12 protein-coding genes are annotated in these 12,889 nt (G+C 74.2%); 7 read left to right on the top strand and 5 right to left on the bottom strand.

Features of this window, described 5'->3' with window-relative positions; translation table 11 throughout:
- Positions 1–245 precede the first annotated feature (245 nt).
- The 3 genes from ACIGG8_RS06385 to ACIGG8_RS06375 all read right to left on the bottom strand — a co-directional run bounded on the left by ACIGG8_RS06385 (position 246) and on the right by ACIGG8_RS06375 (position 3,661).
- A complete protein-coding gene (locus ACIGG8_RS06385) occupies positions 246–1,598 on the bottom strand; it encodes a hypothetical protein (RefSeq protein ID WP_396546102.1) in 1,353 nt (450 codons plus the stop codon).
- A 174-nt stretch (positions 1,599–1,772) separates the two neighbouring features.
- Positions 1,773–2,321: a GNAT family N-acetyltransferase gene (locus tag ACIGG8_RS06380; RefSeq protein WP_396546101.1), complete on the bottom strand. Its 549-nt coding sequence runs from the start codon at positions 2,319–2,321 to the stop codon at positions 1,773–1,775.
- Positions 2,318–3,661 (bottom strand): DUF6271 family protein, encoded by a 1,344-nt coding sequence (locus ACIGG8_RS06375; protein WP_396546100.1) that lies wholly within the window; start codon positions 3,659–3,661, stop codon positions 2,318–2,320. The genes ACIGG8_RS06380 and ACIGG8_RS06375 overlap by 4 nt, the downstream gene beginning before the upstream one ends.
- A 374-nt stretch (positions 3,662–4,035) precedes the next feature.
- Between ACIGG8_RS06375 and ACIGG8_RS06370 the strand changes: the two genes are divergently transcribed.
- From ACIGG8_RS06370 to ACIGG8_RS06340, 7 genes are all read left to right on the top strand, one after another.
- Positions 4,036–5,235: a peptidoglycan-binding protein gene (locus ACIGG8_RS06370; RefSeq protein ID WP_396546099.1), complete on the top strand. Its 1,200-nt coding sequence runs from the start codon at positions 4,036–4,038 to the stop codon at positions 5,233–5,235.
- A 343-nt stretch (positions 5,236–5,578) separates the two neighbouring features.
- Positions 5,579–6,097 (top strand): DUF2269 domain-containing protein, encoded by a 519-nt coding sequence (locus ACIGG8_RS06365; RefSeq protein ID WP_396546098.1) that lies wholly within the window; start codon positions 5,579–5,581, stop codon positions 6,095–6,097.
- Positions 6,098–6,148: 51 nt separating this feature from the next.
- Entirely contained in the window at positions 6,149–7,156 is a 1,008-nt protein-coding gene (locus tag ACIGG8_RS06360; protein ID WP_396546097.1) for an MsnO8 family LLM class oxidoreductase, read from the top strand.
- A gap of 752 nt (positions 7,157–7,908) precedes the next feature.
- Positions 7,909–8,292 carry a hypothetical protein gene (locus ACIGG8_RS06355; RefSeq protein ID WP_350524811.1) on the top strand — a complete coding sequence of 128 codons (384 nt, stop codon included), beginning with the start codon at positions 7,909–7,911 and terminating at the stop codon, positions 8,290–8,292.
- Positions 8,293–8,467: 175 nt separating this feature from the next.
- The gene (locus ACIGG8_RS06350; RefSeq protein WP_396546096.1) at positions 8,468–9,658 is read left to right on the top strand and encodes a hypothetical protein; all 1,191 of its coding nucleotides are present in this window, start codon (positions 8,468–8,470) and stop codon (positions 9,656–9,658) included.
- A gap of 82 nt (positions 9,659–9,740) precedes the next feature.
- Positions 9,741–10,136: a roadblock/LC7 domain-containing protein gene (locus tag ACIGG8_RS06345; protein ID WP_350526655.1), complete on the top strand. Its 396-nt coding sequence runs from the start codon at positions 9,741–9,743 to the stop codon at positions 10,134–10,136.
- 183 nt (positions 10,137–10,319) lie between these two features.
- The gene (locus ACIGG8_RS06340; protein WP_350526656.1) at positions 10,320–10,694 is read left to right on the top strand and encodes a hypothetical protein; all 375 of its coding nucleotides are present in this window, start codon (positions 10,320–10,322) and stop codon (positions 10,692–10,694) included.
- 36 nt (positions 10,695–10,730) lie between these two features.
- Here ACIGG8_RS06340 and ACIGG8_RS06335 read toward each other — a convergent pair whose 3' ends face one another.
- A complete protein-coding gene (locus ACIGG8_RS06335; protein WP_396546095.1) occupies positions 10,731–11,156 on the bottom strand; it encodes a DUF6188 family protein in 426 nt (141 codons plus the stop codon).
- A gap of 110 nt (positions 11,157–11,266) precedes the next feature.
- On the bottom strand, positions 11,267–12,331 hold the full coding sequence (locus tag ACIGG8_RS06330; protein ID WP_396546094.1) for an NUDIX hydrolase: 1,065 nt from the start codon (positions 12,329–12,331) through the stop codon (positions 11,267–11,269).
- Between the last annotated feature and the right edge of the window lie 558 nt (positions 12,332–12,889).

Raw genomic sequence — 12,889 nt, 5'->3', positions numbered from 1 at the left:
CTTGCCGGACCAGTCGTTGCTTCCACGATCCCGGACCGGCCGGTACTTCGTACCCCCGCCGAGACGGAACGGAGACGCAACTGCAACCACTCCCGGACGTAGCCGGTACGGAAGGGGAAGGCGGGGCTGCGGGCCGATCGGGCGTCCGCAGGACCGGAACCGCGTTCGAGCCGCTCGGGGAGCCCCCATCGGCGCTCGGGGAGCCCTCATCGGCGCTCCGGCTACCGGTTCCTCCCGGGCTCCGCTTACCGGTTGCTCCCGCTCTCCTCGGTGCCGGCCGACCAGGCCTCCCCGGCCAGCGCGGCGATGACCTCCGGCGGCAGCGCCGGATTGCCCGCCGCGGCCTCGGCGGTGCGCCGGTCCGTGGAGGCGAGGCCGCGGGCCAGCGCCTCCGGGCCGGCGTGGGGGTGCGCCGCGATGGCGCGCAGGGCCTTGGCGGGCACCGGCTCGGTGGTGGCGATGCGGTCGAGCAGTGCGGTCGGGGCGTCCGGGTTGGCGGCCACCGCGGTGGCGAGCTTGGTGCCGAACCGGTCGAGCAGCGCGGTGAGTTGCCCGGTCGTGAGGCCGGGGTGCGGGGCGACCGACGTCGCCACCGCGGCGTCCACGTCGGCGGCGAGCGCGTCCCGTACGGGGGCGGGCAGGTTGCGGTGCCGGGCGACGAGCATGCGCACCCGGGGCTCCGCCGATCCGGCCAGCCGGGAGAGTTCGGCCGGCTCCGCGCCGGCGATCCGGGGCAGCAGGGTCGCCCCGATCCGGACGGCGACGGCCAGGTGTTCGAGCAGGTCGAGCGGGACGGTCGGGTGGTGCGCGAGCCGGCGTCGGACGTCGTACCCGTCGTCCTCGGCGAGCCGGTGCATCAGCGCCAGGTCGATCCCGGGGTTCTCGGCGAGGTTGCCCCGGACCCAGGGGGTGGGGTCCTCCGCGAGCCGGTGGTAGGTCCCGGCGGGCAGTCCGGGGTGCTCGGAGAGCTGCTGCCGGACCAGCGGGTGGTCGTCGACGTGCCGGGCGGCCGCCGCGCCCGGGGTCGCGGGGTTGCCCGCCGCCTGGCGGCGGACCTGGACCTCGTCGGCCAGCAGCGCCGTCAGTAGCTCCGGCGGCGCGGCCTGGTTCGCCGCGACCCACCGCCGCACCTCGGACTCCGGGTGTCCGGCGAGCCGGGCCAGCAGGTCCGTCCGGTCGGTGTGCAGGCCGAGTTCGCCCACCACGTCGGTGTCCTCGTCCTCCGCGAGGAGGTCGGCGGCCTCGTCCGGCAGCCCCGGGCACGCCCCGAGCCGCATCCGGACGTACGGGTCCGGGTGCCGGGCCAGCGCCGTTGCCCAGGCCGGATCGCCGCGTCCCTCGTCCAGCAGGGCGAGCGCGACGAGGGGCCGGGCGACCGGGTCGACGTCCTCCGCGCGCAGCAGACCACCCCAGGCGAGCCGGGCGGCGGTCTCCCGGTCGCGTGCGGCGAGCCGCCGGACCTGCTCCGGCCCGAGGTCCGGCCGGTCCGCGAGGGCCAGGGCCAGCTCCTCGTCGGCGTCGGCTGCGTCGATCAGCCGGCCGAGGAGGCCGCTCGGCAGCGCGGGGTTGAGGGCGACGGCGTACAGGAGCTCCGGCATCCGGGCATTGTGCCCGCCCACCGGCCGGGCCCGCCGCCGATTATCGCGGCGGACCGGGCAGGACCGGGCAGGACCGGGCAGGACCGGGCGGGCCGGGCAGGGCCGGGCAGGACCGGGCAGGACCGGGCGGCGCCGGACTGGACCGGGCCGTGCAGTCGGGCCGGAAGGCGGCCCTCAGTCCACCGGCATCGACATGTACACCGCCCGCCGCCCGTAGCACTCCGGCACCGCGACCTCCCGGTGCGCCCGGTAGCCGAGCAGCCGCAGCAGGATGTCCGCCCCGCGCACCGCGACCATCGAGATCCGCTCGTACCCCTGCCCGACCGCCTGCTCCCGGAAGTGCCGCATGAAGCCCAGCGCGACCTCCCGCCCGCGCAGCTCCTCGGCGATCACCAGGTCGTGCACGTGCAGGTTGCGCGACTCGTAGGCCGTCACCTCCGGCCGGCCGAGGTCCGGGCAGCGCAGCGGCGGGTACGGCAGGCTCAGCAGGTAGCCGCGCACGAGGCCGCGTTCCTCCAGCACGAAGCAGGTGGCGGGCGAGCTGCGGGCGCGGGACTGCAGCGCCTCCCGGCCCTCGGACAGGCCGTCGGCGGCGTAGGCGGCGTGCTCCAGCTCGGCCACGGCGTCCCAGTCGTCGTCGACCAGCTGCCGGATCCGGAGGCCGTCGCTCACCGGGCCGTTCACCGGGCCGCTCACCGGACCGCCCACCGCGCCGCCGCTCACCGCGCCGTCTCCGTACCCGCGGCCGGCTCCTCCCCAGCCGGGGGCAACCCCTCCGCGCGGGCGGCGGCCACCAGCGCCGCCCAGGCCTCGATCAGCACCGCCCACCGCTCGACGTCCTGCTGCGCCTCGTCCAGGAGCCGCTGCCGCCGCCCGGCAACCACGTCCGCGAGCTCGGCGTACTTGCCGCCCAGCTTGCGGTAGGAGCGGTCCAGGACGTCCAGGCAGTGCTCGTTCCGGGACCGGTCCCAGTGGGCGCTGCGCCGCACCGAGTCGAGGATCGGCTCGACCCGCAGCCCGTGGCGGTCGTCCAGCAGCGCGCCGCCGAGGTCCATCATCTCGCCGTAGACCGGGTAGAGGTACAGCATCGAGAGCAGGAACTTGACGAACCGCAGCTGGTAGGCGACGAAGCCGGGGCCGGTGCGGCGCTCGGGCGTGTAGTAGTTGACGATGTGGCGGTTGTGGACGACGCCGGGCAGGCCGGCGTCGAGCACGACGTGCGACAGGAAGTAGTCGCTGCCGATGGTCTCGGTCGACGGCAGCAGCGGCAGCAGTTCGTAGACCCGGCGGTCCAGGGCGATGTTGCACATGTCGACGTGCCAGATGTCGGGCACGCCGAGCACGGAGTCGTCTGCGGTGAACGGGGCGGCGCCGGCACCGCTGAACGAGGCCTCCACCACCGCGTTCCTCTCCTCCTCCGACCACAGCGGCGGGGCCCACAGGCCCACCACGTCGTGGTAGACGGCAGGGTCCAGTTCGCGGATCTCGCCCACGTCCACGGACAGTTCGCCGATGAAGGAGCCGCCGACCAGCACCACCGGCTTGTCGGCGTCGGCCGGGTCGAGCTCGGACCGGGTCACCACGGCCGCCGCCTCGCCCGCGGGCCGGCCCAGCGAGAGCAGCTCGTGGTGGATCGGGAAGACCTTGCGGCCGTCGACGGTCTGGAAGTCGGCGTCGTCGTTGCGCTGGTGCACGGAGGTGCAGCCGAGGGCGGCCGCGGCCAGGAAGAGCCGGTTCGTGCAGGCGCCGTACGCGACGGCCGACGGGAGCATCAGGTCGAGCAGCAGGTCGGGGTCGGGGGCGCCGGAGCGCTCGGTCACCCGCCGCAGGAACGTCCGCTGCTGCGCCTCGCCGAGGTGGTGGACGACCACGCCGGGGGCGGGGGCCAGTGCGGCCACGGCGCCCGCGTTCTCCGCGAATCCGGCGGCGTCGTTGGTGTCGAGGACGAGCAGGTGCACCTCGACCTCGAAGGTCGCTACGGCGTGGGCCGCCTCCTCGGCCAGGTCCGCGATAGTGCTGGCGCAGGGCCGCATGGTGGGCAGGGCGAGGCAGATTCTCCGCATGGCTGGGGTTCTCCGTCGAGTCGTCAGATGTAGTGCGAAAGTGGCGAGTTGGACGCAAACGGATGCCCGGGAAAGGGGTTCGGCCGGTCCGCTGGACTACCGTGGACTAGACCATTTGTGATGTCAACGATTGACAGCGGGGCTCCGGTGGGGCTCGCACGCACCCTCCTCCGGCGGCCGCCCGCCCCGGCGCGGCCCGACCCGGATGCCCCCGGCGCTCTTTTCGCACGTGAGGACGAGCACTCCCCGTGTGGTCGAACGTCCGGGCGAGCGGGAGGGGTTCAGTGCCGAACATTGCGCCGTAAGGGTCAATCCGGACCGCGGACCTGCCGATACCGGATGCGACGCCCTCACGTCGTTCGGAGGAGACCGCAATGCCCGACCTGTGGCTTCCCGGTGCCGAGGTCCACGACCTCGGCGACCACGCACCGACCGATCAGCAGTACCCGCCGAAGGCCATCGCCCACATCACCTGGGACCGCAACGCGACCGCCGCCGCACCGCAGGACTGGTGCCCCTACGAGGACCTGGTGAGCTACTTCACCGGCAGCGGCGCCGGTGACGCGCCGCACCTGGTCTGGGACCCGTTCAGCGGCCGCACGGCACAGCTGTTCCCGGCCGACTCCCGCTCGAAGAGCCTGCTCAGCCCGACCGGGAGCCCGACCCGCACCAACCGGGCCGGGCGGGTGGTGATCCAGATCGAGGCGGTGTTCTTCCCGTACTGCCGCTACCAGGGCCGGGTCTACCCGCGGCTGGTCGACACCCCGTGCGCCGGCTGGGGCCGGATCCACGCCTGGATCGCCTCCTGGGGCGTCCCCGACGTGTGGCCGATGGGCCGGCCCGTCGACTTCTCCGGCCACCGCGACGAACAGGTGTGGGAGACCCGCGGCGGCTGGTACGCGCACGCCCACGTGCCGTTCAACGACCACACCGACCCCGGCTCCTGGCCCGACCTCACGGCCGGCTCCGGAACCCCGGACCCCCCGCCCTCGCAGCAGCACCCGGTGCCCCCGCAGGCCCCGGCGCCCGCCCGCTACCAGGTCTCCATCAACGGCCTGTCGTACGGCTACGGCGCCCAGGGCTACCAGGTCACGGCGGTCGGACGGGCGCTCGTCTCACGCGGCTTCGGCGCCCACTACCACTCCGGCCCCGGGCCGACCTGGACGGACGCGGACACCGAGAACTACGCGGACTACCAGGGGAGTCTGGGCTACTCCGGGCAGGCGGCGGACGGCGTGCCCGGCGAGGGTTCGCTGAACCGGCTGCTCGGCTACGTCCCCGGGCAGCGGACGGTGTCGGTCGCCCACGTGGTCTCCGCCGCGCGCACCGACCCGGGCGCCGAGCAGGGCCACCGCACGTACGGGGCCGAGGTGGCGATCGTGGAGCAGGCGCTGGTGGACGAGGGGCTGCTCGAACAGCGCTGGGCGGACGGCTCGTTCGGCACCCGCACGGTCGCCGCGTACGCGGCCTGGCAGCGGCGCTGCGGGTACCAGGCGGGCGCGGCGGACGGCATCCCCGGAAAGGCCTCGCTGCAACGGCTCGGCGCGGCGCAGGGCTTCTCGGTGACCGACTGATCGGCGCGGAGCTCCGGGGGAGTGGCTCGGGTACTCCTGGGGGAGGTGTGTCGGCGCGTCCGGAGTAGGGGCGCCTACTCGCCCGGGAGTAGCCGATGTTACTTCCGTCGGCAGATGCCCGATGAGGGGCGAGCGGGACAGTCTCGGGGTCGTGTCCGTGGCCACGACTCGAAGGAGGTACCCCGTGCGCTCGTCCACCGGAGCCGGTGGGGCCGGCAGGGCCGTCGGTGCGACCGCTTCCGCTGCGGCCGGCGCTTCCACCGCGGCGGTCGGAGCCGTCGCGGCGTCCGGAACGGCCCTCGGCGGCAGGCGGCGATCGGCGGATCGCATCCTGCCGCCGAGGGTGCGCAAGGCCCTGGTCGTCCTGCACATCGTCGCCTCGGTGAGTTGGCTGGCGTTGATGCTCTGCCTGCTCACCCTGGCGGTGACGGCGCTGACGACGGGGGACGCCGACCGGATGCGCACCGCCTACCGGGCGATGGGTCTGCTCGGCGACGCCCTGGTGCTGCCGCTCAGCCTGCTCACCTTCCTGAGCGGGGTGGTGCTCGGGCTCGGCACCTCCTGGGGCCTGTTCCGGTACTACTGGGTGAGCACCAAGTTCTGGCTGACACTGGCGGCGATGACGGCCTCGGTCTTCGCCCTCACCGCCCGACTGCACGACGCGGTGCGCGCGGCGGACGCGCATCCGACCGGCCCGATCCGGGCGTCGGAGCTCGGCGTCGTCCGCTACACCACGGTGATCGTTCCGGCGGTCGCCCTGTCGCTCTACCTGTTCGCGGTAGTGCTGTCGGTGTACAAGCCCTGGGGCCGCCGCCGCACGGCCGGGAGCACGCGTCCGCGAATACCGCCGGCCGGCCCCTGAGGCCGGGGGAAGGGGGAATGCCCACCCGACAGGCAGGTGTTGTCCACCCACGTGACCAGCACCGTGCCCACCACCAGGCTCTCCGTGCTCGACCGTTCCCGCACCCGCCAGGGTGAGGAGCCGGCCCGGGCGCTGCGGGACACGGTGGACTTCGCCCGCGAGGCCGAGCGGCTCGGGTACCACCGCTTCTGGGTCTCCGAGCACCACGGGGTGCCGGGGGTGGCCGGCTCGGCACCCACCGTGCTCGCCGCCGCGGTGGCGGCGGCCACCTCGCGGATCAGGGTCGGCACCGGAGGGGTGATGCTGCCCAACCACCAACCCATGGTGGTGGCCGAGCAGTTCGGGGTGCTCGCGGCCCTGTTCCCCGGCCGGATCGACATGGGCCTCGGCCGCTCGGTCGGTTTCACCGACGGTGTCCGCCGGGCGCTCGGGCGGGAGAAGGACGCGGCGGACGACTTCGGCGCCCAGCTGGCCGAGCTGCTCGGCTACTTCGACGGGTCGCAGCAGGCGCACCGCGGTGTCCATGCCCGGCCCGCGGAGGGACTGCACGTTCCGGCCTTCGTGCTGGCCACCGGGGCCGGTGCCGACCTGGCCGCCGACGCCGGGCTGCCGCTGGTCATCGCCGCCGCGCGCGGGGAGGAGCGGATGCTCGCGGCGATCGACCGCTACCGCAACCGGTTCCGCCCCTCCGCGCAGGCCGCCGAGCCGTACGTGGTGGTCTCGGGCACGATCGCGGTCGCCGGGACCGCCGAGCGGGCCCACGAGCTCCTCGTCCCGGAGGCCTGGTCCGGCGCGTACTCCCGCACCCACGGCGAGTTCCCGCCGCTGGCCCCGGCCGCGGAGATCCGTGCGCGGACGATGACGGTGCGGGAGCGGGCCGCCTACGAGCAGTCGCTCAAGGGCCACATCGCGGGCACCCCGGACGATGCCGCCGCCGAGCTGGCCGCGCTGGTCGAGCGCAGCGGGGCTGACGAGTTCCTGGTCACCACCAGCACCTACGACCGTGCTGCGCTGCTCGACTCCTACCGCCTGCTCGCCGAGGCGGTCGGCCAGGCCTGAGCGGGTGGCACCCCCTCGGGCGGTACCGGGCCGACCAGCCACGATCCGTCCGGCTCGATTTCTGAGCAGGCCCGATGACCTGCTACTGTTCTGTCCGTCGAGAGGAAGTGATCTTCCGGAGAGCGAATCTCTCGAACATGCGTCAGCGGTGCTACCAGAGCACGTCCTACTTTCAGTAGGAAGAGTCCGTGCGATCCGGGCCTGGCGCTCCACTCGAAGGGGCTCGTTCCGTCCAGCGGAACGAGCCCCTTCGTCATGCATGTTGTTCATGGCCGCTGCCCATGAGCCCGCCTCACCGCGGTTCCTCATGAGGGCCGCCATGAGCGCCCCTCATGGCGCCGCCCATGAGCGCGCCTCATGGCGCCGCCCATGAGCGCGCCTCATCGCGTTCGACATGAGCGCCGCTCATGGCCAGAGCTCAGGTGTTCGCCTCTCGCGCGTTCGTCCCTTTATCGCATTCCAGGGCTCGAAACCCTCCCCGTCGGCCCGGTATCGGCCAAGGTCCCGTGCCAGGTGGCCGATGAGCACCGTTCCCGAACGGTGGGCGGGCCAGCGGGTTTGCCCACCCTGGCCGGTCTGATGAATCGTCATACCTTGGCTGGAACCAGCCGCTAATGATGTGAATATGCCATTGGAACGTTCGTCAGACTGAACCCCGGCAGTAGCCTTCCGTGTCGAACCTGCCACTGCTGGTGGCGATCCGGTCGGTGCCGCAGAGCGCCCGGCCGCCCAGACCCCGCGAAGGAGCCGGTGTGCCGGGTATCGACGAATGCCTCTCCGGAGCGATGGAAATCGCCGGAGCCCGCGCCGCGAGCCTGGTCGACTGGAGTAGCGGGCTCGCCCTCGGCAGCGTCGGAGAAAGCCCGACGGGCGAGCACGAGACGTCCGCCGCCGAGGCAACGGACCTGGTCCGAGCGGCCGTCGAGAGCCAGACCTTCACGGCGGCGGAGAACCGGCGGTCCCCGCTGGAGGACATCATCGTCACTGCCGGCCGGAGTTACCACCTGATCCGCTTCATCGACACGGTCTTCGACAGCCGGCTCGTCCTCCATCTCTGGCTGGACCGTACGGCGGGCAACCTCGCCGTCGCCCGCTTCCGCCTCCAGGCGCTGGCCGAGGAGCTGGTGCTGGGGTGAACCCGACGTCCATGACACCCGAACCCCTCCGGCTGCCCGTCGCATTTCGGCCGCCGACGCGTCCTGTCGCAGCCTCCGGATCAGCACCCGCACCCGCACCCGGATCCACACCCGGATCCGGATCCACCTCCGCACCCGCATCCTCCCCTGAAGCCGCCTCCCGGCGGTGGCCCGCGTGACCGCCGCCATCGGCACCGTCCCGCCCCCGACGGAGCACGCCGCACCGAAGACCCCGGGCGAGGCGCTCGCCCTGCTCGCCGGCCGTCGCGCCACCGGCGCCCTGCACGGTCCGCTCGGCACCCTCCACCTCGTCGACGGCGCGGTGGCCGGCGCCGAGTCCCCGCGCGCACCCGGCCTGGCCGACCTGCTCACCGGCTGCGGCCGGATCACTCCCGAGGACTGGGCGGACCTCGTCCGCGTCCACGGCCCGCAGGCCCGGGTCGGCGACGTCCTGGTCGAACGGCGGTTGCTGACCAGGGGAGAGCTCGAACTCGGCCACCTGGGAACGCTGTTCGACGCCGCCTTCTTCGTCCTCGCCGATCCGGGCGGCGGCCTCTGGCGGTTCGAGTCGGACGTCCGGCACTGGCTCGGACCGGTCGCGACGGTCGAGCCGGACCGGCTCCGCCGTGAGGTGGAGCGCCGAGGCCGGCTGCTCGACCGGATCTGGCCCTGGGCGCAGCTCGACACCGCCCCGGTCCGGCCGGTGGAGCACAACCGCCTGCCGTCCCACCGTCCGCCCGGTCGGCGGCGCCGGGAGCTGATCGACCACGCCGACGGCCGAAGAACCCCGGCGGACCTGGCCCGCCTGCTCGGCCGCTCCGGCTTCGGCGTCACGGCCGACGTCCGCCGTCTGGCGGCCGCCGGACTGCTCGACGCGCCGGGGCCCGTTGCGCCGGGGCCCCCGCCCCCAGCGCCGGGCCCGCCGCCCCCCGCACCGCACCCCGGTGCGCTGTACGGCGGTGCGTCCCACCCCGGTGCACCGCACGGTGGTGCGCCGCATCCGACCGCACCACACACCACGGTGCCGGGTGCCGCCCGGTCGGCGACCGCGCCGCCGGCCGTCGCTCCCGCCGCGAGCGGGAGAACGTCCGGCGGCCTGCACCGCCGGATCCCCGGCGCCACCCTGCGCGGGGTCACGAGGAGCGGTGCCGTCGTCGTCGGTGCCGTACAGGTCGGCACCCCGGGCGCGGCGTACTCCGCCGCGGCCGCCCGGCCCCCGGCGCAGTACACCGCGCAGGCCGACGCCGGAACCCCCGCCCGCCCCGACTGCCAGCCCACCCCGGCAGCGGCCCACCCGCTGACCGTCCCCGACCCGGACATCGCGCTGCTGACCCGGGTCCGAGACCTTCTGGAGGCCCGACTTTGACCCACTCCCCGCCCGCGACCCCGCCGTTCCGGCCATGAGGCGGGCGCTCAAGCAGCGTGTCGGAAGGAGACAACTGATCGCCTTGGAGACCGAGCTGCTCGCCGAACTGCGTGCCTGCAAGCACCGCGTCCCGCACCTCGCAGGCGGCCTGGTGGCCAGTGTGGACGGCCTGCTGGTCGCCCACGACACCCACGGGACGGAGCCCTCCGGCCTGGCCGCGATGACGGCGGCCTCGCTCTCGCTGGCCCAACGGCTCGCCGACACCACCGGCCAGGGTGAGTTCCGGGAGTCGCTGGTGCGCGGCGAGCACGGCTACGTCGCCACCTACGCGGCCGGCGGCAGCTGTGTGCTGACCCTGCTGGCACATCCGGACGTCAACGTCGGCCGCCTGCACCTGGAGGCCCGTCGCAGCGCCCAACGCATCTCCGGGCTGCTCAACGACGCCCTCCTGCCGAAGGATCCGCGCGACGTGGGCTGACCCGGGCCCGCCCGCCCCCTACCTCACTGCCGCACCACACCATCCACCACCACGACACCACACGCCACGACACCACAGGCCACGACACCACACGCCACAACAGCACCACAACAGCACCACAACAGCACACACGACACACCACAACACCAGCCACAACCCAACCACCGAACGGGAGTTACCGAGATGACCGACGCACCCGGCGCACTCAAGCAGGCCATGACCAGCATCGAGGGGGCCATCGGCGCCGCCCTGGTCGACTACAACAGCGGGATGGCGCTCGCCACCCTCGACGGCCCCGGCGGCCTGGACCTCAACGTGGCCGCGGCCGGGAACACCGACGTGGTCCGCGCCAAGATGCGCACCATGGACATGCTCGGACTGGGGGACGGGATCGAGGACATCCTGATCACCCTGTCCAGCCAGTACCACCTGATCCGCCCGCTCACCAGCCGCACCGGCAAGGGCCTGTTCCTCTACCTCGCGCTGGACAAGGGCCGCGCCAACCTGGCCATGGCCCGCCACCAGCTCCTCAAGATCGAGGCCGACCTGGAGGTCTGACGGCCACCGGGCACCGGAGGAGTCCCCGGCGGTGGCTCAGGCCCCGCCGGGCTCTTCCCCCGGCGTCCCGTCCGGCTCGGCCCAGCGGACCTCGCCGCCGGGCAGCCCCGCGCACGCCACGTCCCCGGCGGCCAGCACGGTCCACGGGGCCAGCTGCGCGTGCGGCGGGACGGACAACGCGCCGCCGCCGGCGAAGCCCAGCTCCAGTCCGCCGGCCAGGGTGATCCGGGCGGTGTCGACGGTCCGCCCGACCAGCGCCAGGAGCGTGCTGCTCGGCTGGAAGGTCAGCGCCGGGAAGAAGTGCCCGACCTCCTCCGGTGCGGCGAACGACGGTGCCGCGAAGCGGAATTCGTGCGCCACCCGGACGCTCACCCCGCCGTCCAGCAGCAGGTCCAGCCGCCCGCCCCCGCTGACCGACTCCACCCGACGGCCGGCCAGCACCTCCGTGATCGCGTTCTGCATGCCTTCAGTCTGTCCCAACCGGCCCCCGGTGACTCATCGGTCCGGCCACCCCCGTAGCCCACAGGCCCGCGGGCCCCGCCTCCCGCCCGCCCGCGAGCCCGCCGCCCGGGCTACCCCGCTGCCCGGCCGCGCACCAGCTCGACCGGCCCGCCCGCTCCCTCCCGGGCCGCCAAGGCGGCGGCCGTCCGGTCCCAGGACGGCCCGGTCAGCAACGAGCGCGTCTCGGTCGGATCGCAGAGCCGCCACTCCACCAGCTCCGCCTCCTGCAGCACGATCGCGTCGAGCATCGCGTCCGTCACCGTGCCCCCGTCGTAGACGTACACCAGCACGGCCGTGTCCCGCCCGGTCGCCGGGTCCGCCCCCGGATCGGCTGCCGCTCCCGGCTGCCAGTCCAGTGCGAGCAGCGGTCCGGGCTCGACCTCCAGGCCCAGTTCCTCGCGGATCTCCCGGCGGGCCGCCGTGCGCGGCGTCTCCCGGTCCGCCTCGACCCCGCCGCCCGGCAGCGTCCAGTACGGGTCCCGCCCGCGCGGCCCGTCCCACGGCCGCAGCCGTACCAGCAGCACCCTCCCGGCGGCGTCGGTGAACAGCGCCCGTGCCTTGGCCCGGATCCGCGGTCGGGTGGCGTAGAAGGTGTCCGGGTCCAGCGGCGGAGCCGGCCGCTGCGCGGTCGCCGGGTTCAGCTCCGGGGCGGCGGCCAGGCCGAGGTACTCGGGTACCGGGCCGTCGGCCGGCAGTTCCCGCAGGGTGTGCCCGGCCGGCCGGCTGCCCTCCAGTTCCAGCGGTCCGGCCGTCCGCGGCGCCCGCAGACAGGCCGTCACCCGGCGCGACAGCAGGGGTGGCAGCGCGTGGCCCGCCTGCTCGGCGGTCAGCCACGTCCACCCGCCGACCTCGGCCGCGTCCGGCCGGATGGCGGCGGTCTGCCGCTCCGTCAGCGGCTCGGCCCAGTAGAGGTACGCCACGATCGGCGGGCGGCCGTGGTCGACCGCCCAGTCGACGCAGGCCAGCGGCCCCAGCCGGGGCGTGAACCCGAGTTCCTCGGCGATCTCGCGCAGCGCGGTCTCCCGCGGTGACCGGTCCGTCGGCTCCCACCCGCCGCCGGGAATCGCCACCGGGTGCTTCCGGTCGTACGGCAGCCGCACCACCAGCAGCCGCCCGTCCCGGTCCGGGAACAGCACCCCGGCCGCCGCCAGGAACCCCGACCGTCCGCGCCCGCGCTCTCCACCCCGACTGCCTCCACCCCGGCTCCCTCCGCCGCACGCTTCCCCGGTCACGACAGTCCGGGCCACCTCCATGGTTCCCGTCCGGCCGCGGCACCGATCACCACCGTCGGGTGACCGTGGCCACTCCGCCGGACACCCGACCACGCCACCCACGAGTGCGCGCCCACGCCCGTTCAACGTCCGCCCACGCCGACGCGGCATCGCCCGCACCGTCCCCGAGCACTGCTTCCGCCACCTCGGGCGATGGCGGGGCATCGCCACCCGCTGTCCTGCCCGGCCTGGATACGGTGACGGCATGACGACGATCCTGCGGCACCCCCGACCCGGATTCATGTGGGATTGGTGGGCAGTGGACGCTCAGGGTTTCCTGGTGCAGTTCAGCTGCGGACCCGCTCCCGAGCAGCTACTGGTGCACGTGGACCGTGTCGACGCCGCGGCGGCGTGGGCCGAGGAGAACCGCCCTGCATGGTTCGACTCTGCTCCCGCATCGCTTCACGCCTTCAGCTGCAACGG

This window comes from Kitasatospora sp. NPDC085464 (assembly GCF_044541955.1).
Lineage (GTDB): Bacteria > Actinomycetota > Actinomycetes > Streptomycetales > Streptomycetaceae > Kitasatospora.
The sequence above is the reverse complement of the archived record's forward strand: the minus strand, read 5'-3'. Positions and strand labels throughout refer to the sequence as shown.

Coding starts and splice junctions, on each gene's coding strand:
- ACIGG8_RS06385 (WP_396546102.1), bottom strand. CDS start 1,598: ATGCCGGAGCTCCTGTACGCCGTCGCCCTCAACCCCGCGCTGCCGAGC.
- ACIGG8_RS06375 (WP_396546100.1), bottom strand. CDS start 3,661: ATGCGGAGAATCTGCCTCGCCCTGCCCACCATGCGGCCCTGCGCCAGC.
- ACIGG8_RS06370 (WP_396546099.1), top strand. CDS start 4,036: ATGCCCGACCTGTGGCTTCCCGGTGCCGAGGTCCACGACCTCGGCGAC.
- ACIGG8_RS06340 (WP_350526656.1), top strand. CDS start 10,320: ATGACCGACGCACCCGGCGCACTCAAGCAGGCCATGACCAGCATCGAG.
- ACIGG8_RS06335 (WP_396546095.1), bottom strand. CDS start 11,156: ATGCAGAACGCGATCACGGAGGTGCTGGCCGGCCGTCGGGTGGAGTCG.